Raw genomic sequence first — 26,153 nt, 5'->3', positions numbered from 1 at the left:
GAATTCATGGCTCTTATCATTGAAAACCTTTTTCTGTTCTAAATATTTTTTTCTGTATTGTACTCTTTTTTATATAAAAAATGATTTTCAGCTTCTATTTCCCAGTCATAGCGACGTATAAAATATATATCGTCCCCATCACCACCATAAGCATTACCATAGCTCAATAGCAGCTTATCATTGCCTTCATAACCCTTAATATTATCGTTACCATAACCACCATCGAGAATATTATCACTCTCGTCCCCATCAATTTCATCATCCGTTTTATGTCCCCAAATAATAATATTCTCTATACTTTTAATATTTGCAACGCTCTCATGTAAGTCGTTTAAATTTCGACCTGAGGAATAGGAAAGGTATTCAGATGCTAAATTAACAGTAATATGTTTAACTAAATTAGATTTACCCTTGATAATTAGCGTATCATTTCCACCTTGTCCATCTAGATACTTAAAATTTTCAGTAACTATTTTATCTAATGATTCAGAGGGCTTGACAGTTAATATACCCTTATCATTTAAATAAAAAATATCATTTTTATCACCACCCGCTAAATATTTATCTCCAGATGATATTTGAAATGCATTAGTCTGATTTTTTTTACCAATAATAATATCAACACCACCTCCAGTATCAAAACTACTACCACCATTCTGGCAATCTATAATAGTTTTTCTAATCAAGTCTACATTAGTTAGTTCCATTCCAACATAGTGGTAAGGGTCATTATTTTCATCGAACGCGCCACTACTTTTATATTTTTTAATAACTGTATACAGTTTTGGCTCTCCAACCCCTGGCGCTTCAAACTGTTTTTTTAATGTAGATACACGACGCCCACCTTTAATTTCATGACGCTGTCTAAATTCTGAGAGCAATAACGAATTATATGACCTGTTCAAATTAAAATATTCAGATGATGATTCAGTAGCAACTAATTTTCTGTCCAATACAGGTTTACACTCAGCTTTAAAATTACTGGGTAAATCATCACTTGTACGTTTTCTTACTTCACCATTAACATTGAGTACATATTCTGTTTGTAAAATATCAATCTCTTCTTGAGTAAAACTTGGTGCACCTTGTTTCGTATACTCAACAAATTGGTCATTATAACCACTTGTTTCTTTTGTACCTCCAAAATAATCTGTTTTATACCCTGCTATCATCCTTTCACCATCACACACTAGGTAAAAACGTTCTTCAGGTTCTGTTATCGGTTTTTCTATGATTTTTAAATGATGTTGAAAGCCCTCAGGGCCCATAATTTGCTTAAATATACCTTTGGATTTTAACCATTCTTCTTGTTTAAATAATTCTATATATTGAACTATTGCTAATTCATTTTTTGTACGCAACGTCGGTTCTAACCCAAGGGCCCCTCGTATCCCTTCCTCTAATTCCCGGCTCCAACTAATGTCAATTTGCTGTTTGATATTTTCTACAGCCCTTACGCCGTTATAAACCCAACCGCCAACTAATAGAATTCCACCAATGACAAGCCCCATAACGGGTATGGTTGAAGAAGCTATCAGTACCCCGACAACAGTGACACCATTCACCACAAAGCTGGCGATAGATAAAGCGGCATTCACCATTAAGTCTTGCCGTTGTTTAGGGTCTGTCACGCTATCTAATTTTGATAAATTGTCATACGCCTGATAAGCATCAAACCCCATACCAACTAAATTAAATACGATAACAACACCTGCCGCTAAGCGGGAACACACTAATGAAGATGCCCTTGCACTATTGGCAATTTTAAGCAAAACTGGCTGTAACATCATATCGCCGTAATTTGCAAAAGCACTGCCACAGGTAATATAGAGCTGCTTTTCAACTTCTAAACGCTCTTCATCCGTTAAATCAGGGTTATCCAACTGATTAATCAATGAATGTAAACTAATTAAAGTCTGTACAGCACCAATCCCCCCCATAACTTGGCCTGCACGATTACCAATCCGTTGAAAGCGCGATAATTTAGTACCTGCTTTATAGAGATTTGTAATTAGCTCCGTAGACTGTTTGTCATTTTTAATATCAATATCTTTGGAGATAATCTTAAGCTGTTTTTTTAATATGTGTGTATTCTTAAAATCCGTCTCATAATTAATGATTGAATCAACATCATTAGATTTTTTATGCAGTATTTTTAATAAGCTCATGCCATCATCGTTTTGCGCTTGTAACATTGTTAACTCGGCGGCTAGATTCTCAGCGTTAAAACGAATTTTGTGGCTCCACCCTTCCGATATTGTGTCAAGCAAAGTTAATGGTCTTCCGTCAATTGTTACCCCCAATCCTTGTAGCTTTGATAAAGATATTTTTTCACCATCAATATAAACCCAACAGTTAACCGGGTCTGAAAAGTGTTTGTTTTTTTGAATTTGTTCTTTCTGAGTTTTATACTGACCAATATTTTGTTGCAACGCAGGTACGTCAATATCAATAAGCTGGAGATCAGCTCTGATTCTGCCATTTGAATCTGAACTAAATCCTGCATATTCACTACGCGTTATTTTTTTTCCATCCGGTAAAATGATCTCATCCTTAAAATAATTAATCATAACCTGGTGAAACTGTTTTTTTGCTAAATTAGCATCTGCATTTTTAATGCTAAGCTGAAAACCATTAGGGTCATATAAACTGTAAATATGATTTCCATCTCGAATAGAATGATTAACGGTATAGCTTACTGATTTTCCTTTTATTATTAAGATAGAATTATCTATGGTGTGATAATGTCTATTATTTGCATCAATAACTGAAAGTATCGATTGGTCAGCGGCTTCTATGCCACTTTTAGTGATATTTTGTATAATATCTTCATTATAAATTTGTATTTTTTGTAGTAATTCTGCTTCCCCATCAGAAAGCATACCCCGTTGTTGTTTCTGTTCTAATTCTGTTTTACGTTCAAAAAACAAACAAGCCGAATCCTCTCCAGCTAATTGAAACTCCACACCATATAACAATCCCATATTCACGTCATAATCATTTACATGGTTCAATCCTCGTATTGAATTATGATTAACTTTATTTAATTTGATATCCGAGTATTCGCTATTTTTTTTATTAACTATGTTATTAAACTGCTGATTTTTTAGCATTAATGAATCGGCATATTGTTCTATAATATGCTGCAGCTTCATATCTTTTAGTGGGGCATTTTCACCTATAAAATTACTATCATTTAATTGACTAATTTCTGTTAAATGATTTTTTAATAATAAAAATTCATTTTCATTATTAATTGCAGATAAAACTTTTCCACTGTCTAAACCACTTATGGATGGAAATAAAGACTCAAGTTGATTTCGCGATTTTAGACTTAAATCTTTTAATGTGGTTTTTCCATCATTTAATGCTTGTAATATAGTACAGGTATCATGTGCTTGAATTTGTATTTTAGTAGGTAAGTTATAATTAAATATGTCATCCCATTCTTGGCGGCTCGTTGCATTATCACTATTAAAGTATTGATTAACCTTTGGCGAAATAATCGGGTCATTCGCTGCAATAGCTAGTTTATGATAATTTAATACCTCATTTTCATCGGTAAAATAGCCTTTAAGATATGGATGATTTTCTAAATTGATATCTTTAATGTCAATATCTTTTAACGCTATTTTTTCCAGTAGTGAAATGAGTTGCTGATTGGAGCGGCCTGTAAGTGTCGTTGTAGGAATGTCACTATTCACCACGCCGGGGTTAGTTGGAGCTTCGTAGGTAAATTTAGATTTAACTTCACAGTTAATACCTTGTAATTTAAGCTCATCAGATAAACTACTAAGAAATATTTTATGCTCATCTGCTTCTGTTCCCATTGCTGGTCCAACGGAATGAAACAGAATATTTTCAGGACCTATCAGCGGATATTGTTTTTTGAGTGTCGATAACTCAATAGATAATACATTTGTGGGCTTTCGTACTGTTTCGGCATCACCAATCATCACCCAATTCGTTATTTTTTGTTTTTCCACTAAAGATATTAAATGTTCTTTACCATATTCCAAAATATATTTTTTACTTTCCACATCCATTTGAAAAATTAGCGTATTTTGAGGATTCCTAGCGGCTAAACTCTCTGCTTGTAATAAACCTTTTTTATCTCCCGTTAGCCTAATAATAACGGTTAATTCTTGTGAATGCTTAATTGTATTTTCTAATGTTTTTTTTTGAATATTTTGTCTGTTAACCATCTTCCAAATGGGAATATCTGTAATGCCGAGTTCATTTAATCGCGCAGAGAAAGTAGTATAAAAATCATTGGGTAAAATACTGCTATTATTTTTAAGCTCCTGAACAAATAATTTATAAATATCATTATTATAAGCGACTTTTTTAAGTAAATTATTATCAAGAATTCGCGTATCAGGATCCCTAAACATATACATAGGGTCGGGCTCAATATAATCATTTAACTGAGCGAGCGACAGCTCACCACGGCGAAGCTCATTAATAAAATATAATGTACTCGAGTTATTATTGATCCTGACTTGCTCACTGCCTGAGTGGTATTGATAGACAAATTTGTAACCTTGAGTATTTACCGTATCTCTTACAAAATCAATCGGATAAATAACCTTAGACCCTAAATACATATTCCCGACTTGCCGATTATAAGAGACGACAGGAGCGAGTATATTATTCTCAGCAAGTAAGCTAGTCGCTTTTAGTGCAAAATTTTCATTAACACCCCCTCGACCTAAATTACACCCAAGCATGACAAGTTTATCTGGTTTTGTATTTTTTAAAACTTCCCTGCGTAAGTACATTAATGCTTCTACATATTGCTGTGCACTTTTTCCCATATAAAGAGTTGGCTGATGATTGCCATAATATTCTCCATGGCCAATTGTTATCCAACGTACTTTTTCTACATTAATTCTATTTAGATCTCCATGTAAGATTTTATATTGCTTCGAGCCCATATCATACTGAATAACCATCGAGTCTTCCGGGTGTTTAGAAAATGCATAAGCGGTTGCTTTAGCTGACTCTGTATCACCTCCATTTTGAATAATAATATTATAGGTATATTCAGTCTGTTTTGCCGGTCTATTCGTTTCCGCATCATTAGCTTTATTTTGGCGGTATATTAACATCGGGTCTAACCAAGTATCTAGATTGTCCATCTTTGGAGAATGGCTTTCTGGTAATCGGCTATTTTCATGCTCTTCCTGCATGTTTAAATAAATATCATCAAAGTCTGTATCTAACTGGACAGCTTGTTTTTCCGTGTTTGAATCATTATTACTGATACTTTTCTTTCGTATTATTTCATCTCTCCCTTCAATAAAGCTGACTGATAATTTACGTTTAGGATCGAAATATTGACCATTATCCCCTTCACTCCATTTTTTATTTAATGGAGCCCTATAGCCTTGATTTATTAATAACTGTTGAAAGTTAGAAAGATCTTCAACGTTATTAACAATGATTGCACCTTGGGGGTTCATATGAAAATAGGTATCAATAGATTCCGTCGTGCCTGTGAGGGCTCTTTTTCCTTTTAATCGTTCCGGTAATAAAAAGGTAATGGGAAAATTTTCATTCATTATACTCGCAGGGTTAGCATCATCGGCACCATGGTGGATCAGCTCCATCCCCTCAGCTAGACCAAGCTTTTTATTTAGCTTATTTTTTATTTCTTTATTTTTTTTATTTGTAATTCCATTATCTTTTCCTTCTTTCCTATTATATTCCATTTCATTATTATATAATTTTTTTTGTTCTGAATTTAGTTCATCATAATTTACGTTAGCCTTCCACTCTTCCCATGTTAGCATTGGTGTTACTTTTACATAATGCTCTAAATCTGACATCGGAAAAATAATACTGAAAACATCATAATCGGCGGTCATTGCCTTTCCTGTTTTAGGGTCGCCAATAACATAAAATGGTTCTATTTTGTTATTCTCTTGATGATATACATTCCATACATCCACTCCATCTTTCATGCTTTTTTTCAGAAAAAACACTTTTTCAGTCCTATCAAAAGATGCTGTTATTTCTTTATATCCATCTTGTTTTTTTGTATCTGAAAAATAGATCGTATTATATCGTATAAGTTCCTCAATTCTTTCTGGAGAAATTTCTAATATAACAGCAATAGCTTTACCTTCATTAATAGACTCTTGAGAGTAGCTATTATATTTTTTGCTATTCTCTCTCCCAGATTTTTTCGCAAACTGCTGTTGTACAGGAATAAATCCAGTATGTGGTCCCCAAACCGAACTTTTTGCTTTTATCGCTAACCCTTTGCTGCTGTATTCTCCAGTTTCTATAATACTTGTTGATTTAGGGTCAATAGGGCGAATGCCAATAACAATGTTTTCCTCATTGGCAACTTGGCTAATTAAAATTTGATGTATTTCTGGAATACCAGAAACAGGCGTATCATTATCTTTTTTTAAAGGTTTGAGATGTAAGTTAATACTTTCATAGTCTTTGCTATTCCCCTCAGAGGTGTTTTCTTGCAACGATAATGTAGAATTGACATTTACCTTACCCATATATATCCCTATATAAATAAAAAATTAATATTAAAATCGAAATAAAATCAATTTAAAATATCAAATATTAAAAATATAGCTAGATTCAAAGAATATAATTAGGACATAGTTTTAAATCACTTTAAATTATACCCTCCAGATGTAAAATAACCCCTAAAAAGGGGTTATTTTTTGATACTATGAATAATTAAGTTCAGTAAACTATTCATTCTGTAAGAAAGGATTAGTTTTACGCTCAAAACCTAAGTTTGACATCGGGCCATGACCAGGAATGAATTGGTAATCATCACCAAGTGGTAGGACTTTGTTTTTAATCGAAGCAATTAAATCTTGATGGTTGCCACGAGGGAAATCACTACGCCCTACACCACCTTTAAACAGCACATCACCCATTGAAATCAATTTATCATCATGATTAACGAAAATAATATGACCAGGCGTGTGCCCAGGGCAATGCAACACATCAAAAGTAATGCCACCGCAAGTCACTTTATTCCCTTCTTCTAGCCAGTAATCCGGCGTGAAATCAGGACATTCTCCGATGTAGAACATGGCATTTTGTTCTGCAAGATTTTCAATCCAGAAAGCATCTTCTTTCTGAGGGCCATAAATAGGCACTGAAAAATGTTTGGAAAGTATGGCTGATGCGCCAATATGGTCAGAATGACCGTGGGTAAGCAGAATTTTTGTGAGTGTTAATCCACGGCTTTCGATAGCAGAAATCAATTTTTCCGCTTCACCACCGGGATCAACCACAACTGCGTCTAACGTATTTTCATCCCAAATAACCTGACAGTTTTGCATAAACGGCGTTACTGGGATAATAGTATATTTCATCGAACAATTACTCCGTAATCTGTGTCACCTATGCACAGATTACCACGTTCTTGTCGGTCCTGTATCAATATGAATGAAATTGCTTCTTGGGTAATAACCAACGCCACCCGCACCCATTTTTAGTGCAGCTTTGCGGATATTGCTTAATTGCACCCCTTCGATATGAAAATCCATCGCTTGTCCACGCGTGTGATAGCTTTTTTTCGCCACACCTGAACTTTTACTGCGCAATTTATTATTGGTTTCTAAAGAACGGTAACCTGAGATTAATTGAACAGGTTTATTCGTCCCCATCATCATTTGCAGTAAATAGATTTGATCGAACAGTTTTGGATCAATCGTTTTGACTTTATCACAACGGTAGTCACGAAAAAGATGATTTAAACGGGCAAGTTCAGATTTATTGTAACGGCGACCGTCAAAAAATTCTGTTTTTAAAAACTCGCCAGTATTAATATTTTGAAAACGTAAAATGCGAGGACGTGGTGTCGTCATGGCGGCAAAGACATGACTTGGTAACAAACTGAGGCCCATTGTTGCAGCGCCAATTCCCAGCCATTTTCTGCGGGTTTGATCAATAATATCCATAGGTGATAGCTCAGACTCTAATAATTTAAATAAATATTCAATGAATTTCAGACAACCTATTGAGTCTAGCAAATCATAGTCAGTTTTAATGTATAATTATGTAAAGATATGCATACTTTAAGGCAAATTTATTGCAATATTCGTCAAAAATAGAGTCATATCACTAAATTATGCGCCTTAACATTATTATTACGTTAAATCTGCTGTAATGTATTTGAAATCGCCACGACATCAATAATTCAATTTAAATAATAATCGCAAGTTATGAATTAACAATGGAATTGTTTGGAATTAAACAGAATTGGCAGGAAAAGAAAAAAATAGAGGAGTTTCCCCCTCTATTATCTTCATTTATTATCGAGATATTACAGCATAATTTTTTTCAGTAATGGCAAATACTTATCCGCATTATCAATACCATTATCATATTGATAGATATCCGCACGGTATTGCGGTTGCTGGTCTTTATCCACCCACGCTGTTTGGTAATACAGATAGACAGGAATTCGGTCAGGGATATTAACGTAACGTGTTGACCCCTCTTTCAAAGCACCATCAATACGTTTTTGCTCCCAACCCGCATCACCAAGTAAAATACTGGCAAGCTCACTGGCTTTATTTACACGCACACAGCCTGAGCTTATCGCACGTGCATTACGGTTAAATAAACTGTGATTTGGTGTGTCATGCAAATAAATCGCATCAGAACTTGGCATATTGAATTTATAGCGCCCTAATGAATTTGTTGGGCCCGGTGCCTGCCGAATACGATAGGGGAAATTTGCAGGGGTGATATTATCCCAATCGATTGAGTAAGGATTAATTTCATAGGAATCCGCTCCCCAACCTGAATAAACAGTATACCCTTTGCGACTAAAGTAACTTGGATCTTGTTTTCCTCTTGGGGCGATATCTTTACGTGCCATACTTGTCGGCACACTCCAAGGTGGATTGATAACCACATTATTTAATGCACTGCTCATAATTGGCGTTTTACGATCTGCACGACCAACAATTACCTTAGAATCGAGGATAACTTCATCATTAAGATAGAAATCTAATGAATATCCCGGAATATTCACTAAAATCCCCGTGCCATTGCTCGCAGGAATAATACGCAAACGTTGAATATTCAGCGCCATCAAGCCTGCTTTTTGTACGGGCTTCATATTTAGCCAAACTCGAGTCCCCTTTCCAATCACACCATCAGCTTCTAAGCCATACTGTAATTGAAATTTTTTAACCGCATCGACCAGTTCTTGATCATAAACTTTAGACGCTGCACTAGCAGGTTTTGCGGGTTCAGCTGCCACAGCCTCACTCGGTTGTTCGCTTGCTTGCTCTGCAACTTGTGCTAACGTTTCTGGCGTTTCAGTCTCAATAACGTCTTCCGTAACGCTCTCACCTAACAAACCTTCACGCTGTAAAATTTTACGCAACACAAGCACATCATCACTGGATTGCCCCGGTTTTAATGTTTTAGTTCCCGCAATTTCTAACTCATCTTCAGGCAACGCTAGCAATTTTAGCATTTCTTTGCGCATTGGCTGGTACAGTGGGTGATTAGGTGCTTGCCCTTTAACCCACTCAGTTAGACGCTGCGATTCGACTGCATCTAACCATGGTTTCATTTGAGCCGCTGTCGGTGCAATGATTTTATAAGGGCGGTTTGTATACAACCAATATTGCCCACTTGCTTCAATAGAGGACAAATATTGGAGATAACCAAGCATCGCATCAGACAAAATAACATCACGACCAAGCTCACTAAGCTGATTGTTTTCCAACATAGTTAACCATTCACTAAATTGCGGTTGCACACCAGAAAGTGAAAGTTCGGCTATTTGTTGTTGGAATTGGCTAATTGCCGTTTCATCTTGCCATAGCAATTTCATCTGCTTATCGGCATATAACTTAGCGAGTTGTGTAGCAAAAACGGGCTTCACATCTGCTGGAAGGGAAGCCGTTATTTTTGCCATACTCTCTGTTGGTGTTACCGTAATCGATTCTTTAACCTCAACAACTTGCGGTTGTTGAGCTTCGGTTACACTTTGCTGCGTATTTTCATCATTAGAAAATGCAGGGAATTGGAATGCCATTAACCCACATATTACTGAGACTTGCAGAGCTTTCACTCTTCTCTTTGCCATACATCCACCTTAAGTTACTACATGGATAACAATAGTTTTTATTATAGTTGCAATTTGATTGTATTTTATTTTAACAATAATGTTATAGGAATAGACTAATTTTAGTGACTTTGAATGTTCAATCATCTGAAATAATTAAAAGCCAAACAGCCACTTGAGAAGTAGAATTATTCCCATCTTTAACAATTCAGCGTATTGAGTTCATTAAACTCCGCATTAAACATAGTTGAATTTTATTTTAAATAAAAGTATTTACCTGCTCTTATTTGGCTCATTAATAACCTTACTTATAATAATGAAATGAAGTTTAAAAAATAAGTTTGAGCCTTGCTGGTTTATTCAAATTAGCTAAATAAGACTCCCCTTGTTAAGTATTCATCGATACAAAAATGCCGATATCTATTACTAAATATCGGCATTTAATTAAATCACATTCGCTATTATTGCTGTAATGGGGCTTCAATTGCTGGGCTATCTTGGCCAAAACCTTTCAGACCAACTACATGTACGTGCTCATTATTACCAAACACTTTACGAACCAGTTTATAGGTAGTTCCCTTTTCAGGACTAATATTTTCAGGTGCAGCAATGATTAACTGCATTTCTAACCTATCACACAGCTCAAAGAGTGTGGCTATAGATTTGGCATCCAATCGAGCTGCCTCATCCAAGAACAGCAAGCGACAAGGAATAATATCTTTCGCACGTAAACGACGTGACTCTTCTTCCCAGCTTTGCACAACCATCACTAAGATAGACATCCCCGTACCAATCGCTTCACCGGTTGATAACGCGCCACTTTCTGCTTTTAACCAACCGTCTGAACCGCGGTTAACCTCTACATCTAACTCCAAATAGTTACGGTAATCTAACAGCTCTTCCCCGATAGTTTGTGGCAAACGCTGCCCAACATCCACTTGTGGATTCAAACGTTGATACAGTTTTGCCATCGCTTCAGAGAAGGTTAAGCGCTGGCTAGTGAATAAGTCTTGGTGCATTTCGCTTTCTTCGGATAGCACACTTAGTAACAGTGCATGACTTTCACGAATATTGACGTTTAGACGTACCCCTTTAACCTGACCAAATGCCACCGCTTGTAACCCTTGGTTCAACATACGAATACGGTTTTGCTCACGTTGGATCGTTTTGCGGATAATATTCGCAACACTTTTCGAGCTAATAGCCAGTTTTTGCTCACGTGCAGTTAATTCTTCCGTTAAACGCGCAAGCTCAATCTCCATTTGCTCAATGGCATCGATTGGGTCATCGGTACGGATGATATCTTGGCGGATACGCTCACGCAGGTGCTGATAAACAGCAATAAAGAATTGGATCTTACGCTCTGGGTGTTTTGGATCTTCCGATAAACGTAAAACATCACGTAAATGTTCGTTATCTGCAACAGCTAAACGTAACGCCCCCAGCGCCTTATCCGACATCGAACGCAGGCTGTCACCATCCGTATACGCAAGTTCACGGCGATGTAAGCGGCGTTCAACACCGTTATCTTTCACCAAGCGCATCACCGCGCACCAACCTGCTTTCGCCGAAACCACTTGTTCACGCAACAGGAAATAGTCTTTTTCAAGTTTGCGCAGGCGTTTTTGTAAGTTATCCATTTCAGCTTCACATAACGTCAGCTGTTTTTCTAACTGATTAATACGACTGCGGTTTTCCATTACTCGTTGATGCAGTTCATCACGGCGAATACGTGCACGTTCTTGCGCGTCAGGGTCAGCTTTCACACCGATTTCCTGCATCTCGACTTCTAACTCTTTCAGCATTTCCTGCTTCGTTTCAAAAGAGCTACGTAATGAAGCAAAAACTTGGTGATATTGGGCAGATTGGGCTTGATGCTGACGTAGCTGCTCGCGAGCACGCGTACGTTCTGTCTCCGCGTGCTCTAAACGTTGGCGTAACTTTTCGTTTAGGTCGGCATTTTCATTGACCATACCCGTCGAGTCACTGTAGCTAAAGTGAGCACGGCGTTGAACAACTTCAACCACCGCAAAAGCCTGCTGTTTCGCATTTTGCTGTGCGTGTTTTGCAGTATCATAATCTTTACGCAATTGGTCGTGTTGCTCAGGGTCGCTGAGTAATACCGTTACAATTGGCTCTAATTTTTCTAACGCATGGCCATGTTTATTTAAGAAATGTGCCGCTTCTTCTGCTTCTATCAGCTCTTCACTAATTTCTTCCGCTCTATCCGCCAAGGTTTCATCGAGCAGTAACCCCATTTGAGGTAAGAGACGATTCAAAGAGGCTAAACTTTCTTTTCCTTGAGCAAACTGCTGGCGTTGCTGTGAGGTTTGCTCTTCGAATTGGCTTAAAGCACGCTCTAGCTCAGTACGTTTTTGATTTAATGTTCGAATTTCAGCTTCTGGGTCATCTTCAAATGCCACGGAAATATGCTGACCAATAAAGCGGCTGAATGCTTGATGTGCACGCTGAATTTTTTGCACATCAAAAGAGAGTGTCGCATAACGCTCTGCAAGCTCATCACGCTCTGCGGTGAGCGACTCTAAATGGCTTTCACGCGCTGCGCGGCCAAACAGTGGCAATTCAGGGTAACGCGAATAGCGCCATTGACGCTCAGATGAACGCACTAATACCGCATTTTCAAACTCTTGTGCATCAAAAACGCTATCATCGAAAGAAGATGGGTCCCCCTCGATAAAATACACATCATCAGGGCAATCTTGTAGTGAATCCAGCTGACTACGAACCACATCAAGGTCTTGAACCACGATACCGTGACGAGCTGGTCCGTACAACGCAGAGAAATAAGCCGCGTCTTCAATGGTAATATCATCATAGATTTCAGACAGTAAAACACCATTGAAACGCTCTGCCAACGCTAACATGCGGCTATCTTCGGCCCCACTTGGCTGGCTTAAACGCTCGATTTGTTTTTCAAGGTCGCGGCGCTGGGCTGCAACTTCGTCACGCTCAACGGTAATTTCACGCTCTTGCTCCAGCAATTGCTGCATAAACTCAGTAACTGCGGTGCTGGAATCAAATGTTTCGCTCGATTGTTCGTTCAGTTGCGTTAGTGCTTCTTGAGCAACAATCCACGCAGGGGCTTTCGCTGAAAGTTGCGCAATACGCTGGCGAATCTGTTCCAGCTCTTGGCGCATTTGCATGCGTCTTTCACCACTTTCATTGACGCCAATACTTAATTCTTCTTGCTGAGCTTCAAGCTCTGCCATTAACGCATCAAGCTCATCAGGCTCATAGCTTTGACCTTGGCGCTTACAAAACTCTGCGAGTAACCTTTCTGCATTTTGCTGGCTGCTTAAACGCTGCTGTAATTCAGACAGTTGCATGCGTAAAGGCTGAACACGCTCCGCCAAATGCTGTTGGGATGACCAATCGCGCAATAATACTCGCGCTTGTTGATAGGCATCGCTGCGGCTAACCTCACCCACCATGTTCTTAACGAGCTGGTAAGCTTGCTCAAATTGGCTATGTGCAGCATCTGCCACACTCATTTTTTGCTCAAGTGCCAATAAAGCTTCTGTCGCTTGCTGTTCGCGGGCCTCAAACGTGTCTAACCATTCATCTGCATTATCAATGGTTAATTCAGGTAATTGACACAATTCACGCGCACGGTTCAGCGCATGCAACGCTTGTTGGTATTGAATCGCACGGGTTTGCTGTACATCCAGTGCTTGCTGGTAATCGGCGAGCTGGTTTTTTAATTCATCAACTTCAATTTCTGCCGCTTCAGCTCGTGCTTCAAATTCTTCTTGTGATTCTGTCGCTTCTGCAACAACTTCACTTTGTTCTTCAAGGCGATATGTTAATTCTTCAATATCGGCTTGATAACGATCGATTTTCTCTTGTTGGCGCAGTGCTGCTTGCACTAGATTTAAATGGTCACTCGCTGCTTGGTAGTCCGCTTCTAATTCTGTTGACGAACCATTTTGTTCATTTAATTCACGCGCCATTTCAACACTGCGAACTTGCTCAACACGGAGTTGCTTACGGCTCGCATAGAGTTCATTACGCGCTGCCAATGCCGCATCAAGGTGAATACGTCGCTCATTTGAGTGGCGCATATAATCCGCAGAAACATAGTCTGTGGCTTGGCTAATCAAATGCTTGAATAAATCACGATCTGATTGCGTAACACGAATCGCTTCAAGGGTTAAACGGTTTTCTCGTAATGCCGCCTCCATATCTTGGAAAGCTTTACGAACCCCGCTGTTTTCCGGCAGTAAGTAGTCACGTAGTGAGCGCGTGATTGCACTTGAAATCCCGCCATATAGCGACGCTTCAATAAGACGGTAGTATTTACTGCGATCCCCTGCTGAACGCAGACGTTTAGGCAATACGCCTAATTCAAACAGAATCGAGTGGTAATCCGTAATCGAGTTAAACTGCTTGAATAAGACACCCTCTTGCTCTTCAAGCCTTTCTTTTAACTCATTTAATGGAATAACTTTAGCCTGACGACCGTCAATCACTTCCGTTAAAATTTCTGTCGGCACAGTGGCAAGTGGCACACCTTGCACCATAAATGGCTTAATATCGACTTTTTTATCGCGTCCAGCCACTTGTTGTAAGCGTACCCCCACCATGACACGCTGGTGTTTTGAGTTCAGCACATCCAAAATGGCATAACAGACGCCGGGGCGTAATTTACCGTGTAAACCTTTATCACGAGAACCTGATGTCGCTCCCGCTTCTGTGGTATTACGAAAATGCAGCAAAGTTAAATCGGGGATCATGGCAGTGATAAACGCCGCCATGGTAGTAGATTTCCCCGCACCATTCCCCCCTGAGAGGGTGGTTACCAACTCATCAAGGTCAAAAGTACGAGCAAAAAAACCGTTCCAGTTAACCAGCGTCAGTGAGCGAAATTTTCCGCGTTCAATCATTATTCTTCATCCTCATCACTTTCTGCTGGGTCTTGGCTATCTTCGACTTCGTCTTCATCACTGTCTTTGAGTGATAATTCACCGTCTAGGGAAATCGCTTCACCATCACGGATCATGCGTAATTGCGCATCCTGCGGGTTATCACCGCTGCGCACATCAGCACCAAAGCGGAAAACCGATTCGCTAATAATGAATTTACTCGAATCATTTTGCAGAAAATGCACCATACCTAAACGGCGTAAACGGTTTAGGGAGGTTCTTAGTTTTTCCTGCAATTTTTGCTTATCAAGGTCAGACCCTGTCGAGCGTTGATTAACAAATTTCAATAATTTGCTTTCATCCGCCAGCGATAACAGCTCCTCAAATAACTCTTGTGAGGTAAAAATACCTTGGTTACTTAAGCGCTCTGGGCTCAAATAGAGGTAACACAGGATTTTCCCCACCATCATATCCAGCTCAGACAACACGGAGCGTGGGATTAATGTGGTTGAGCGAGGACGTAGATAGAAAAAGCCTTCAGGTGCACGAATTAACTCAACATTATAACGTGCATAAAATTGCTCTAATGCTTCCTGAAAATCCATCAAAAATGCGTGGTTATCAAGGTCATCAATGCTAATGTGACGACCTGAACGCAATTGGCTGTCTAGCTCTGGAAAAATAGGGTTAGCTAATGCTTGAGCCAGCTTAACTGGCATAAATTGTTCAATATTTGTCGATGACATGTGCCTGTACCTTGGCTCCGTGATCATTAATAGCTTGCCATTCTGCCGGTAACCCCGCCAAATCAGCCTCTGCGATACCTAATCTTACAGCTTGATCGATAATAATTCGCGCCACATCAAAATGACGTTTTTGCGGATACTGCTGCAAGTAATCATGTAATACACGACCAACATCCAATGGACGCTGCTCCGTTTTATAGAACGCGAGCTCTGCTTCCATTAGTTCTGCAAGCCTATCATTTAATTCACTAAATTCTTCAAATTCCAGCTCTGGTGGTAACTCACCCGTGACTTCTTCATCATGCAAGGCAAGCTCTTCATCTCGCATATCAAATAACCTGTCAGCATTGGTGTAAGTGAGTGCCCAAGGGCTGTCGAGATAATGTTGAACTGACTGGCGTAACCGCTGAGAAAATATGCGGTTTTTGTCCATATCAATCGCAGTACGGATAAATTTATGCACGTGACGGTCATAACCAATCCAAAGATCAATGGACTGCTGCCCCCAACTCACAATACGGTCTAATTTGTTTTGTAAATCAAAAACTAACCTATCAACCATATCTGAAAACACAGGCGCATTCATGTTCGCTTCTTGGATACGTAACAAGTTGGCTTGCAGTTTATCCCCTGCGGCCTCTAACGTATCTTGCAATTCCCTAAGTGTTCCAGAGGTTTCGGATAGTAATTGCTCACAGTTAGCAATCGCCGCTTGCCAATCTTGGTTTAGCAGCGCTGCAATATCTTCTTTTACCGAGTTTTGTTGCTCATCCATAATCCGCTGAGATAAATCAATACTATCAAAGATTTCAGCGACAGAATATTTTAGTGGGGCAAAAACGTAGCGGTGCCAATAAAACTCATCACCACCTTCTTCGGCGGCTTCTGCCGCACGTTGCAATTCCCCTGCAACGATAGAAAGTTGCATCGAAAGTCGCAACGTTGAAAACTCACGCTGGCGAATATAATAATCACTAATGCCTATGCCTAATGGGGTCAAACGATAGATTGCATTACCTTCGACAATATCACTCGCAAAGCGGTTAAATATTTTCTGGCGCACCATATCATTGATGGCATTATTTGCGCGTACCGCCAGTGATTCCGTGGTTTGTTCAAACCCTTTACAAACCTCACGAAAGGCATCGACCAATTCCACTTCGCTCATTTCACCATTTACCCGCTCGCTGTTCAGTACAGCAACAGCCAGTAAAAACGCTAAACGCTCAGCGGGAAGTGAAATTGCAAAATCATTTTTTCGTGCCCAAGACACGAGCTCAGGGACGGTCTGGGAAAAATCACTCATAAATCGTCCTTTTGTATTTGTTTGCGAGCCATGACATGAATATAACGCCCCATGCTGATATATGGTTCCTCACGGCAATATTGTTGTTCAAGTGCCAACAACGCAGGAAAATCTTTTTGCTGTAACTGCCGACTTTGCAAATAATCATGGAAAACTCGAACGCCGCTTTTCCCTAAGATATCCATCTTACACTCTGCTAACCACTCATCAACTTGTTGAGGAAATAGCGGTTTTTGCGGTGACAACGAACGCTTACGACGACGTTGGATATGCGGCGTTGCCAGATGAAAGTTACCTAAAATTGCATTACGCATCACCAAGCCATTTGCATTATAGAACATGACAGAAAATACGCCTTCTGGTCTGATTATATCTGCCAGCTGTTCAATTGCATATTTTTGATCGCTAATCCATTCAAGAACCGCGTGAAAAAGAACAAGGTCAACCGGTTCATCAACATATTGTGCAATATCTTGTACGGCACAATGGACAAACTGCATGTTACCAATAATTCCCTCTTCTTCGGCTAACTCACGAGCGCGCTCTAACATCTCTTCGGATAAATCGCAAAGTGTGATTTGATGGCCTAATCCAGCTAATTTGCGCGAAAAATGGCCTTCTCCGCCACCAGCATCAAGGATCCGTAGCGTTTTTCCCTTAAACTGGGTCTCTAATAGTTGAGTTAAGTCTTGCCAAACCACCGCTTCACGTATTTTGCCTTTAGTCGTTCCGTAGATATTTTTTGCAAATTTATCGACAATATCATCAAAGTTGCGGTCTGCCATGTGCTATCCAGTTGCCTATCATTCGTCATTTACAGCATATTTATGGGTCAATTTGTCGCAAAAACATCCAAAATTTACCAGTTTCATCCATATCTTGATGAAAATTTATCTAATCATGAATATTATCACTGAGTATTGTGCTTATCACACAAGATGTTGGCGACAATTGAAACGTAAATTATAACAGATAATAGCTATATTTTTGCATAGTAGTTTATTTTGCTCAGCGAATTTCATTTTGGCATTATTAACGTTAATTTTCGTTGTCTTATGTAGCAAATTTGCCAGACTTATACCAAGTATTGACCGTGGTTAGTCCCCTGAATATAGGCTTGATTATGTTATTTTTCTTAAAGAAGTACATTGGCTCACTTTTAATGCCATTGCCACTATTGCTCATTATCGGGGCTATCGGGCTGCTTTTGCTGTGGTTTACCCGTTGGCAAAAATGGGGGAAAAGCTTAACAACCGTGAGTTTAGTACTCATCGCACTGCTTGGTTTACAACCTGTTTCAGACAACTTGCTCGCCCCTATTGAGGGAAAATTTAATAAACGCTATGAGTTAATCACAGAAAACCCACCACACGATATCAAATACATCGTGGTCTTGGGCGGCGGCTTTACCTATAACCCAGACTGGAGTCCAAGCGCTAATTTATTGAGTAACAGCCTGCCAAGAGTCACCGAAGGCGTGCGTTTATACCTTAAACACCCTGGGAGTAAACTGATATTCACAGGCGGAAAAGCCAGCAGCACGATAAGCAGTGCTGAGGTTGCAGCCAAAGTTGCACAATCATTGGGTGTTCCTGAGTCAGATACTATCCCACTCACTGAGCCCAAAGATACTCAAGAAGAGGCTTACGAAGTTGAGAAAATTATTGGAAAAACACCATTTTTGCTTGTGACATCGGCTAATCATTTGCCAAGAGCCATTACGATGTTTACTGACAGAGGCATGCAACCTTATCCAGCCCCTGCAAATCAATTAGCCATTAGCAGCGGTATTAATCCATGGGAAAAATACATTCCTTCGGCCTATTATTTCGGTCATAGCGAGCGTGCATGGTACGAGTTTATTGGCACGATTTGGTGGCATATAAAACCTGACAATACTCAAGCTTTGGAAGAACCACTCAGCACACCTGAATTGGTTGTTTCCGAATAAAAACAAAAAGGCGTAACTCATTAAGGTTACGCCTTTTTTATCGCATCATGCCATTGGTAAAAACGAATAAATATCTATGATAAGAACTGTTTTCTCACCAATTCTAGGTCTTCGGGTGTATCAACACCTGCACCCGGTGTCACTTTAGCAACATCCACATGGATTTTTTCGCCATACCAAAGCACTCTAAGTTGCTCAAGCATTTCGATTTTCTCTAGCGGGCTCGCTTCCCAGTGGATGTAACGGCGAATAAAGCCTGCACGATAAGCATAGATACCAATGTGGCGTAAGAAAAAATCACCAATTGAATCATGGCTTTCCGCAAAGTTATCTCTATCCCACGGGATTGTTGCACGGGAAAAATACAATGCATACCCTTCATGATCCGTGACCACTTTCACGGCATTTGGGTTGAACGCTTCATGTGCATCATGAATTGGAACAGCCAGAGTACCCATATTCGCTTTACTGCCTTGAAGGTTATGAGCAACTTGGCTAATAATTTCAGGCGGAATTAAAGGCTCATCGCCCTGCACATTCACAATGATTTCATCATCAGAGAAGCCGTATGTATCAATAACCTCAGCCAATCTTTCCGTACCCGATTGGTGATCAGGGTTAGTCATACACGCTTCGCCACCCGCGGCAATAACTGCATTTGCCACATCTTGGTGGTCTGTCGCCACAATGACTCGGCTTGCACCTGATTTTATGGCTTGCTCCATCACTCGAACAACCATTGGCTTACCATGGATATCCGCCAGCGGCTTACCGGGTAAACGGGTTGATGCATAACGAGCAGGAATAATAACCGTAAACATAGCGATTATTGTCCTTCATCTAATGAGACTTGGCGCGCTTCATTTTCGAGTAAAACGGGGATGCCATCACGAATGGGATAGGCTAAGTGGTCAAACTTGCAGATAAGTTCGAGGTGTTCTTTGTTATAACTTAATTTGCCATGGCACACAGGGCAGGCAATGATTTCAAGTAAACGGTGATCCATGTTTTCTCCCGAATGGATTTAACTCACTTGGAGTCAGGATATCACATGCAGATATCACCGTTAACTTTAATCTTTCTGATTAAGATCTCCTGCCAAGATGAGAGGATGAAAGCAGGAGAAATTGTGCTGTTATTTCTAGTAAGCAATAACGTCAGCGGCCGTTATGCCATCGGAACTACGTGTTAAGCAAAACTCGACGTTTTGACCTTCGAATAATGATTTGATTTTTTTATTAGCAATTGATTTTGTTGTCACAAATACATCATCTCCACCTTTCGATGGCGAAATAAAACCGTAACCTTCTTTTGCGTCAAACCATTTAACTCGACCCATATGTAATTGAAAATTCATATTAAAACTCCTTTTGTTCTAAGAACAATACCTTTTTATTTTTGTATCATTACTCTTTCTTGCTTCCCATTTATAAATTGCCGATCTATTAATACATTAAAGAGTAATTAAACTTTTACCAATTCATGCACTAAAATTATTGTGCATCTTTTATAACGCCCATAAATGTAGATTTCAGGCACCACGCATCTACTGTGAAGTTAACAGTCTATTTTGACATTATGATGACAAAACTAAGTAACAACGATTTAACAGCGTTGATGTGCGAGGATATGAAGACTAACTAAAGAACGGAGCGTGAAATTAAGCTAGTATAAAATCCAATTATTACTGTATTGCATCTAGATACATAATAATTAGACCTATATCACAGTGGCGATATTATTATCATAGTGAAGTGTTAGTGGCAAGTGTTTTTGTTATTTGTGATAAGTTTTTTTATTTCACTTAGGATTTTTTGCTCGCTATTGGATGATAATTGCGCTTTTACAGGTAAAAACCACCAATTTGGCTGCGCAAATGAGCGGCATTTAACGGCATCTTTTTCAGTCATCAGTAAGCTTTGGGTTGGTTTAACAAGAGCAGACAGTTGCTGTTGTTCATAATCTTGGTGATCAGCAAAAGCGTGGGTATTCACCAACGCTATCCCTTTATTTTCTAAAGAGGCAAAAAAGCGAGGCGGATGCCCGATCCCAGCCATTGCAACCACGGATTGAAGCTGAGTAACAGGCTGGTTTTCTGAAGTTACAATGTTAACGGCGGTGTCACCTTCAAGGGTCATTAACACTTCGCTCCCCTCTGGCTGACCACCATTAACAATTAAGGCGTTCACGCTATTTAAGCGGCCCGCTCGCTCACGCATCGGCCCCGCAGGTAGCCACCACCCATTACCGAAACGCCGCTGCCCATCAATCACAACGATTTCATAATCACGTTGCAATGCATAGTGCTGCAAACCATCATCAGTGATGATCACATCCAATTCATGCAATGCTAATAATGCTTTGATTGCATCACTGCGCTTAGGCGCTACAGCAACGGGGGCTTTAGTGCGATGGTAAATTAGAACAGGCTCATCACCAGCGGCTGTTGTTGGCGTATGTTCATCAAGAACAAGTGGGTAACTCTCTGCTTTTCCACCATAGCCGCGAGACACAACGCCTACCCGATAGCCTTCTTTTACCAGTGATTCAACCAACCAGATAACCACTGGCGTTTTACCATTACCTCCAGCTGTGAGGTTCCCCACCACAACTACAGGTATTGGCGCTTTCCAAGAGCGACTTAGCCCAACTTTATAGGCTATATGGCGAATCGCTGTTATCAATCCATAAAGAAAAGATAGCGGTAACAGTAAGATATATAACCACGACTTGCCGGACCAAATACGCTCTATCATTGTTTAAATTGAATACTGTGTAATTGAGAATAAGCCCCATTTTGCGCTAGCAGCGCTGTATGCGTACCGCGTTCAATGATACGACCATCTTGTACAACTAAAATTTCATCTGCATTCTCAATTGTTGATAACCGGTGTGCTATCACCAACGATGTTCTATTCTTCTGTAGTTCATCCAGTGCAGCTTGAATTGCACGTTCAGATTCAGTATCAAGTGCTGATGTCGCCTCATCAAGGATCAAAATTGGCGCATCACGTAGCAAAGCACGCGCAATTGCAATACGCTGGCGCTGCCCACCTGAAAGCATGACCCCATTTTCACCAATAACAGTATCTAGCCCTTTATCAAGCTTAACGATAAAGTCCATGGCATAAGCCATTTCAGCCGCTTTTTCAATTTGCTCACGGCTATAGCTTCCATCCGTTGCATAAGCAATATTATTGGCTATCGTATCGTTGAAAAGGTAAACATGTTGCGATACCAGTGCAACTTGGCTACGCAATGAGGAAAGGGTGTAGTCACGAATATCATGGCCATCAATTTGGATAGAACCTTTATCAATGTCATAAAAACGCGTAATTAGGTTGGCTATTGTTGATTTACCAGAACCTGAGCGCCCAACTAATGCAACTGATTTTCCCGCCGGTAAAGTAAAAGAAATATCATCTAATGCAGGATGCTCTTTTGTCGCGTAGGTAAAAGTGACATTCTCAAATTTGATATCACCCTTAACATCCTTGAGGACTTTAGTCCCATCATCTTTTTCTTGCTCAGAATCTAAGATTGCAAATAATGTTTGGCAAGCCGCCATACCACGTTGGAATTGTGCGTTGACATTCGTTAATGATTTCAATGGGCGCATTAACGCAAACATAGATGAAAAAACAACTGCAATGGTACCAGAGGTAAGTTCATCACGAATATCAGGAAAGCTGGCTGCATACAGAACGAATGCAAGCGCAAATGAGGCAATCAATTGCACGATTGGGTCTGAAATTGCCGATGCGGTTACCATTTTCATATTTTGGCGGCGCATATTGTTACTAACTTTATAAAAACGTTCAGTTTCAACTTTTTGACCACCAAAGATTAAAACTTCTTTGTGCCCTTTTAGCATTTGTTCCGCACTCGCAGTTACATGCCCCATGCCTGTTTGCATGTTTTTGCTGATTTTGCGAAAACGCTTAGAAACAATACGGATTGTAATGGAAACAACAGGAGCGATAACAATCAAAATAAGAGACAATTGCCAGCTATAATAAAACATCATCGTAAATAAACCGATGATGTAAGCGCTTTCACGAATGATTGTAATTAAAGCACCTGAAGATGAAGACGCTACTTGTTCTGAATCATAAGTAATTCGAGATAAAAGCGTTCCTGTGGATTGCTGATCGAAAAAGCTCACTGGCATACCCATCATATGGCCAAAAAGCTTGCGGCGCATATTCATCACCACTTTACCTGCAACCCAAGAAACACAATACGTTGAGACAAAGCTAGAACCACCACGGACAACCATTAAACCTAACACAGCAAGTGGCAGCCATTTTAATACATCGTTATCGGCTTTATCGAACCCTTCATCTAATAAAGGTTTTAATAAAGAAATCATAAACGCATCGCCAGCAGCGTTTATAATAAGAGCTATTGCTGCAACAATTAAGCCCGCTTTAAAAGGCGCAATAATCGGCCACAAGCGGCGAAAAGTTTGTTTTGTCGAAAGGTCTTTATCATTCATACTTTTAATTACCAGACTTAATGTAAGCGCACTATTCTACTCGGGAAATAGCGGTAAGCCAAACCACAGATGATACCAACGTGGGGAAATTTCATCGCGATAGCTCTGAATACTGACATTTTCTTTTTTAAACCATAATGTTAACTGCCCTTTCTCAGCGGTATTTAACCATTGGATATTATTTTTTTTGTACCTTTGATAGACCTTTTCCGATGGAATTTTCCACGCACTGTACCTTGCAGACGAAAGCAAAACCATTGATGGTTGAACATTTCTTAACAATAGATTTGTCGATGAGGTTTGACTTCCATGGTGCGGTGCAAACAAAATAGAAGAACGGAGGCTTTGTTTATAAGCTTCAACTAATTTTGCTTCTCCCTTCTTTTCTATATCTCCAGTCAATAAAATTTTGTGATGTCCATCTGTAAACTGTATAACACACGAATCATTATTATGGGAAATAGCCGACAATTTTTCTGGCCACAAAACTTCAAACGTCAACTTTCCCCATTGCCATCTTTGCCCTTTTACACAAGGTAAATGTTCCAGCTTATTAATCCTATTAATCTTTTTTTGCTTAGGTTTTGTCAGATAAGTTCCAAAACTACTTCTCACATTTAGCCATGGGTATTGTTTAAGTAAATCGCTAACGCCACCAGTGTGATCTAAATGATTATGGCTAAGAATCATCCCCATTGGTATTATCCCTTTTTGTTTTAGGAAAGGAATAATTTGTCTTTTGGCATTGCTATGCCCTTTCCAAGCGTTCCCCGTGTCATATAGATAAGCTAAATTATTTTGCTCAATAATAACGGCTAAACCATGCCCAATATCGAGTAATGTCATACTCCAGTCATGCTCTGGCTTTTTATCATTACTCATCTCAATAAAAATCAAAGCAACAATGCAGCCAATCAGGGAAAGATACATTTTATACCAGCTAAATAGGTATATTAGAGCCACAGACCAGCAGATGAATAATAGATAATAGGGTATATTAAAAAAATCCATCCAATAACGGCTAAAAAAGGGTAGCGGAAGTAATCCAAAATCAATGACTCTATCTATAAAACCAAAAATTAAATTTTGCAATGTTATATTTGGTATTAAAAAAATAGCCAATATTGCGGGTACTATCCCCCAAGAGACCAATGGAACAAACCACAAATTAGCAAATATACTCATGAAGTTAATACCATTAAATACGATGATTTGCATTGGTATCAATAAAATCAGCAACCCAATCTGTAGATGAACTAAGCCAATGACTTTACCGATAATTTTCTTTTGAGTTAGGCGTGTTGATAAGGGAAAAACAGTCAGCCAATACAAAATTGCTAAGACAGCAAAACTCGATAACCAAAAGCTATCGGATAAAATAGCAAGTGGATCAAATAATAAAATCCCTGCGATACTCCATATTGCCCACTGCCAAGAGAAATATAACGATGAGTGGTACCGAATATAAACCCATAAAGACAATGAAAATAATGCTCTAGTCGCTGGAATTGCAAAACCAGAGATCCACGCATACATTACTGCCAGTATCAAACCCAATAAAATGGGATAAACTTGACTCATAAAACGGATAGGAAGCATATACTGCACTAGTCTAGCGATAAAAAAACCTAAACAATAAGCTAACCCAATATGTAAGCCAGAGATCGCCATTAAATGGGTTAACCCCGTTTGCTGCAATAAGACCGAGTGCTTTTCAGACAATAGTGTTCTTTCTCCAAACATTAACCCATATATAATCCCAACATTTCTTAAAGTACTCATTTGCTCCATAAAATGATTGATTATCTTTTGCCTTGTCGAGCATTCAGAGTTTAATACTGTATTCTGCTTACTTTTTAATGTGCCTATAATCCGTTGTGATAATTTGTGCCGCTGCTGGTTAAAACTGCCTTCATTCAAAGAGTTATGTAAGGGCTTTAGCTTACTATTAATTCGCCATGATTGCCCTGCACATATAGTTTCTTTGCTTTTCCATATTGCATACAGCGGGGGAAACATTTCTTTATTATTAACTTTATCGATTCTAATTTTAATTTTTTTCTCTTTGTCTTCAGCCTGTAACTTTATGACAGTTATGTCCAAATAATGGTGCTTTACTGATAACGAATAAATATTATTATTTATATTATTTCCATACCAATTCCCCCATAGAAAAAAAGTCATCACCAATAAAATAAATTTGAGGTTTTTATTCAAAAAAAGCATGAATAATAAAAAAATAAAAACTAGTAAAATAATAACTGAGTCATCAATATGTAAAAGATTAGGCATAAATAACAAGGGTACTATTCCACCAATAACAGCGAATGATACCAATGTTAAGGACAATTCCTGATTTTTATATTTCCACACCCTATTTTTGTTTTGAAAAATTCTCATTTTAAACTTTATTTCTTATTTGTTTTTAAATTTCGAGTCTAATCTACCCCCTATTCGATTAACTTTTAATTCATAAATATAACGTTATAAAGCGCTTTCCAAAAAAATCGTATAAAAAGTATTAATTACAAAATTGTTGAGAAGCGCTTCGTAACAATTCGTTGTTAAATACTATTTTGGTTTTTATGGGGCTATTTTAGTTTATTTTAAATATAACGTTGGTGTTGGTGTTGGTGTTGGTGTTGGTGTTGGTGTTGGTGTTGGTGTTGGTGTTGGTGTTGGTGTTGGTGTTGG

Annotated in this window: 15 protein-coding genes; 1 reads left to right on the top strand and 14 read right to left on the bottom strand. The window is 39.1% G+C overall.

The window, feature by feature from the left end; translation table 11 throughout:
• Positions 1-38 precede the first annotated feature (38 nt).
• The 8 genes from AC4IFT_RS13115 to cmoM all read right to left on the bottom strand — a co-directional run bounded on the left by AC4IFT_RS13115 (position 39) and on the right by cmoM (position 17,795).
• The gene (locus AC4IFT_RS13115; protein WP_490751533.1) at positions 39-6,521 is read right to left on the bottom strand and encodes an anthrax toxin-like adenylyl cyclase domain-containing protein; all 6,483 of its coding nucleotides are present in this window, start codon (positions 6,519-6,521) and stop codon (positions 39-41) included.
• 201 nt (positions 6,522-6,722) lie between these two features.
• Entirely contained in the window at positions 6,723-7,358 is a 636-nt protein-coding gene (locus tag AC4IFT_RS13110) for an MBL fold metallo-hydrolase (protein WP_490736112.1), read from the bottom strand.
• Between the two features lie 39 nt (positions 7,359-7,397).
• Positions 7,398-7,946 (bottom strand): peptidoglycan L,D-endopeptidase MepK, encoded by a 549-nt coding sequence (gene mepK, locus AC4IFT_RS13105; protein ID WP_490736114.1) that lies wholly within the window; start codon positions 7,944-7,946, stop codon positions 7,398-7,400.
• Between the two features lie 365 nt (positions 7,947-8,311).
• Positions 8,312-10,096 carry a L,D-transpeptidase gene (gene ldtD / locus AC4IFT_RS13100; protein ID WP_490751532.1) on the bottom strand — a complete coding sequence of 595 codons (1,785 nt, stop codon included), beginning with the start codon at positions 10,094-10,096 and terminating at the stop codon, positions 8,312-8,314.
• A 440-nt stretch (positions 10,097-10,536) separates the two neighbouring features.
• Positions 10,537-14,979, bottom strand: coding sequence for a chromosome partition protein MukB (mukB, locus tag AC4IFT_RS13095; protein ID WP_490736118.1), 4,443 nt, complete (start codon positions 14,977-14,979; stop codon positions 10,537-10,539).
• Complete coding sequence (gene mukE, locus AC4IFT_RS13090) at positions 14,979-15,704, bottom strand: chromosome partition protein MukE (protein WP_353242555.1); 726 nt, start codon at positions 15,702-15,704, stop codon at positions 14,979-14,981. Before mukE ends, mukB begins: the two co-directional genes overlap by 1 nt.
• Positions 15,685-17,010 carry a chromosome partition protein MukF gene (gene mukF / locus AC4IFT_RS13085; protein ID WP_490736120.1) on the bottom strand — a complete coding sequence of 442 codons (1,326 nt, stop codon included), beginning with the start codon at positions 17,008-17,010 and terminating at the stop codon, positions 15,685-15,687. The genes mukE and mukF overlap by 20 nt, the downstream gene beginning before the upstream one ends.
• Positions 17,007-17,795, bottom strand: coding sequence for a tRNA uridine 5-oxyacetic acid(34) methyltransferase CmoM (cmoM, locus tag AC4IFT_RS13080; RefSeq protein ID WP_490736122.1), 789 nt, complete (start codon positions 17,793-17,795; stop codon positions 17,007-17,009). The genes mukF and cmoM overlap by 4 nt, the downstream gene beginning before the upstream one ends.
• A 338-nt stretch (positions 17,796-18,133) precedes the next feature.
• On the opposite strand from cmoM, the gene elyC reads away from it, so the two are divergent.
• The gene (gene elyC / locus AC4IFT_RS13075; RefSeq protein ID WP_490751531.1) at positions 18,134-18,961 is read left to right on the top strand and encodes an envelope biogenesis factor ElyC; all 828 of its coding nucleotides are present in this window, start codon (positions 18,134-18,136) and stop codon (positions 18,959-18,961) included.
• A 74-nt stretch (positions 18,962-19,035) separates the two neighbouring features.
• Here elyC and kdsB read toward each other — a convergent pair whose 3' ends face one another.
• The 6 genes from kdsB to AC4IFT_RS13045 all read right to left on the bottom strand — a co-directional run bounded on the left by kdsB (position 19,036) and on the right by AC4IFT_RS13045 (position 25,859).
• Entirely contained in the window at positions 19,036-19,782 is a 747-nt protein-coding gene (kdsB, locus tag AC4IFT_RS13070) for a 3-deoxy-manno-octulosonate cytidylyltransferase (RefSeq protein ID WP_490751530.1), read from the bottom strand.
• Positions 19,783-19,787: 5 nt separating this feature from the next.
• The gene (locus AC4IFT_RS13065) at positions 19,788-19,967 is read right to left on the bottom strand and encodes a Trm112 family protein (RefSeq protein ID WP_206086646.1); all 180 of its coding nucleotides are present in this window, start codon (positions 19,965-19,967) and stop codon (positions 19,788-19,790) included.
• A gap of 135 nt (positions 19,968-20,102) precedes the next feature.
• Positions 20,103-20,318 carry a cold-shock protein gene (locus AC4IFT_RS13060; protein ID WP_219249263.1) on the bottom strand — a complete coding sequence of 72 codons (216 nt, stop codon included), beginning with the start codon at positions 20,316-20,318 and terminating at the stop codon, positions 20,103-20,105.
• Between the two features lie 400 nt (positions 20,319-20,718).
• Positions 20,719-21,717, bottom strand: coding sequence for a tetraacyldisaccharide 4'-kinase (gene lpxK / locus AC4IFT_RS13055; protein ID WP_490751529.1), 999 nt, complete (start codon positions 21,715-21,717; stop codon positions 20,719-20,721).
• Positions 21,714-23,459: a lipid A ABC transporter ATP-binding protein/permease MsbA gene (gene msbA, locus AC4IFT_RS13050; protein ID WP_490751528.1), complete on the bottom strand. Its 1,746-nt coding sequence runs from the start codon at positions 23,457-23,459 to the stop codon at positions 21,714-21,716. Before msbA ends, lpxK begins: the two co-directional genes overlap by 4 nt.
• A 36-nt stretch (positions 23,460-23,495) precedes the next feature.
• A complete protein-coding gene (locus tag AC4IFT_RS13045) occupies positions 23,496-25,859 on the bottom strand; it encodes a DNA internalization-related competence protein ComEC/Rec2 (RefSeq protein WP_490751527.1) in 2,364 nt (787 codons plus the stop codon).
• Between the last annotated feature and the right edge of the window lie 294 nt (positions 25,860-26,153).

Source organism: Providencia sp. UF-183, from assembly GCF_058246155.1.
This window is presented reverse-complemented; position numbering and strand designations above follow the sequence as displayed.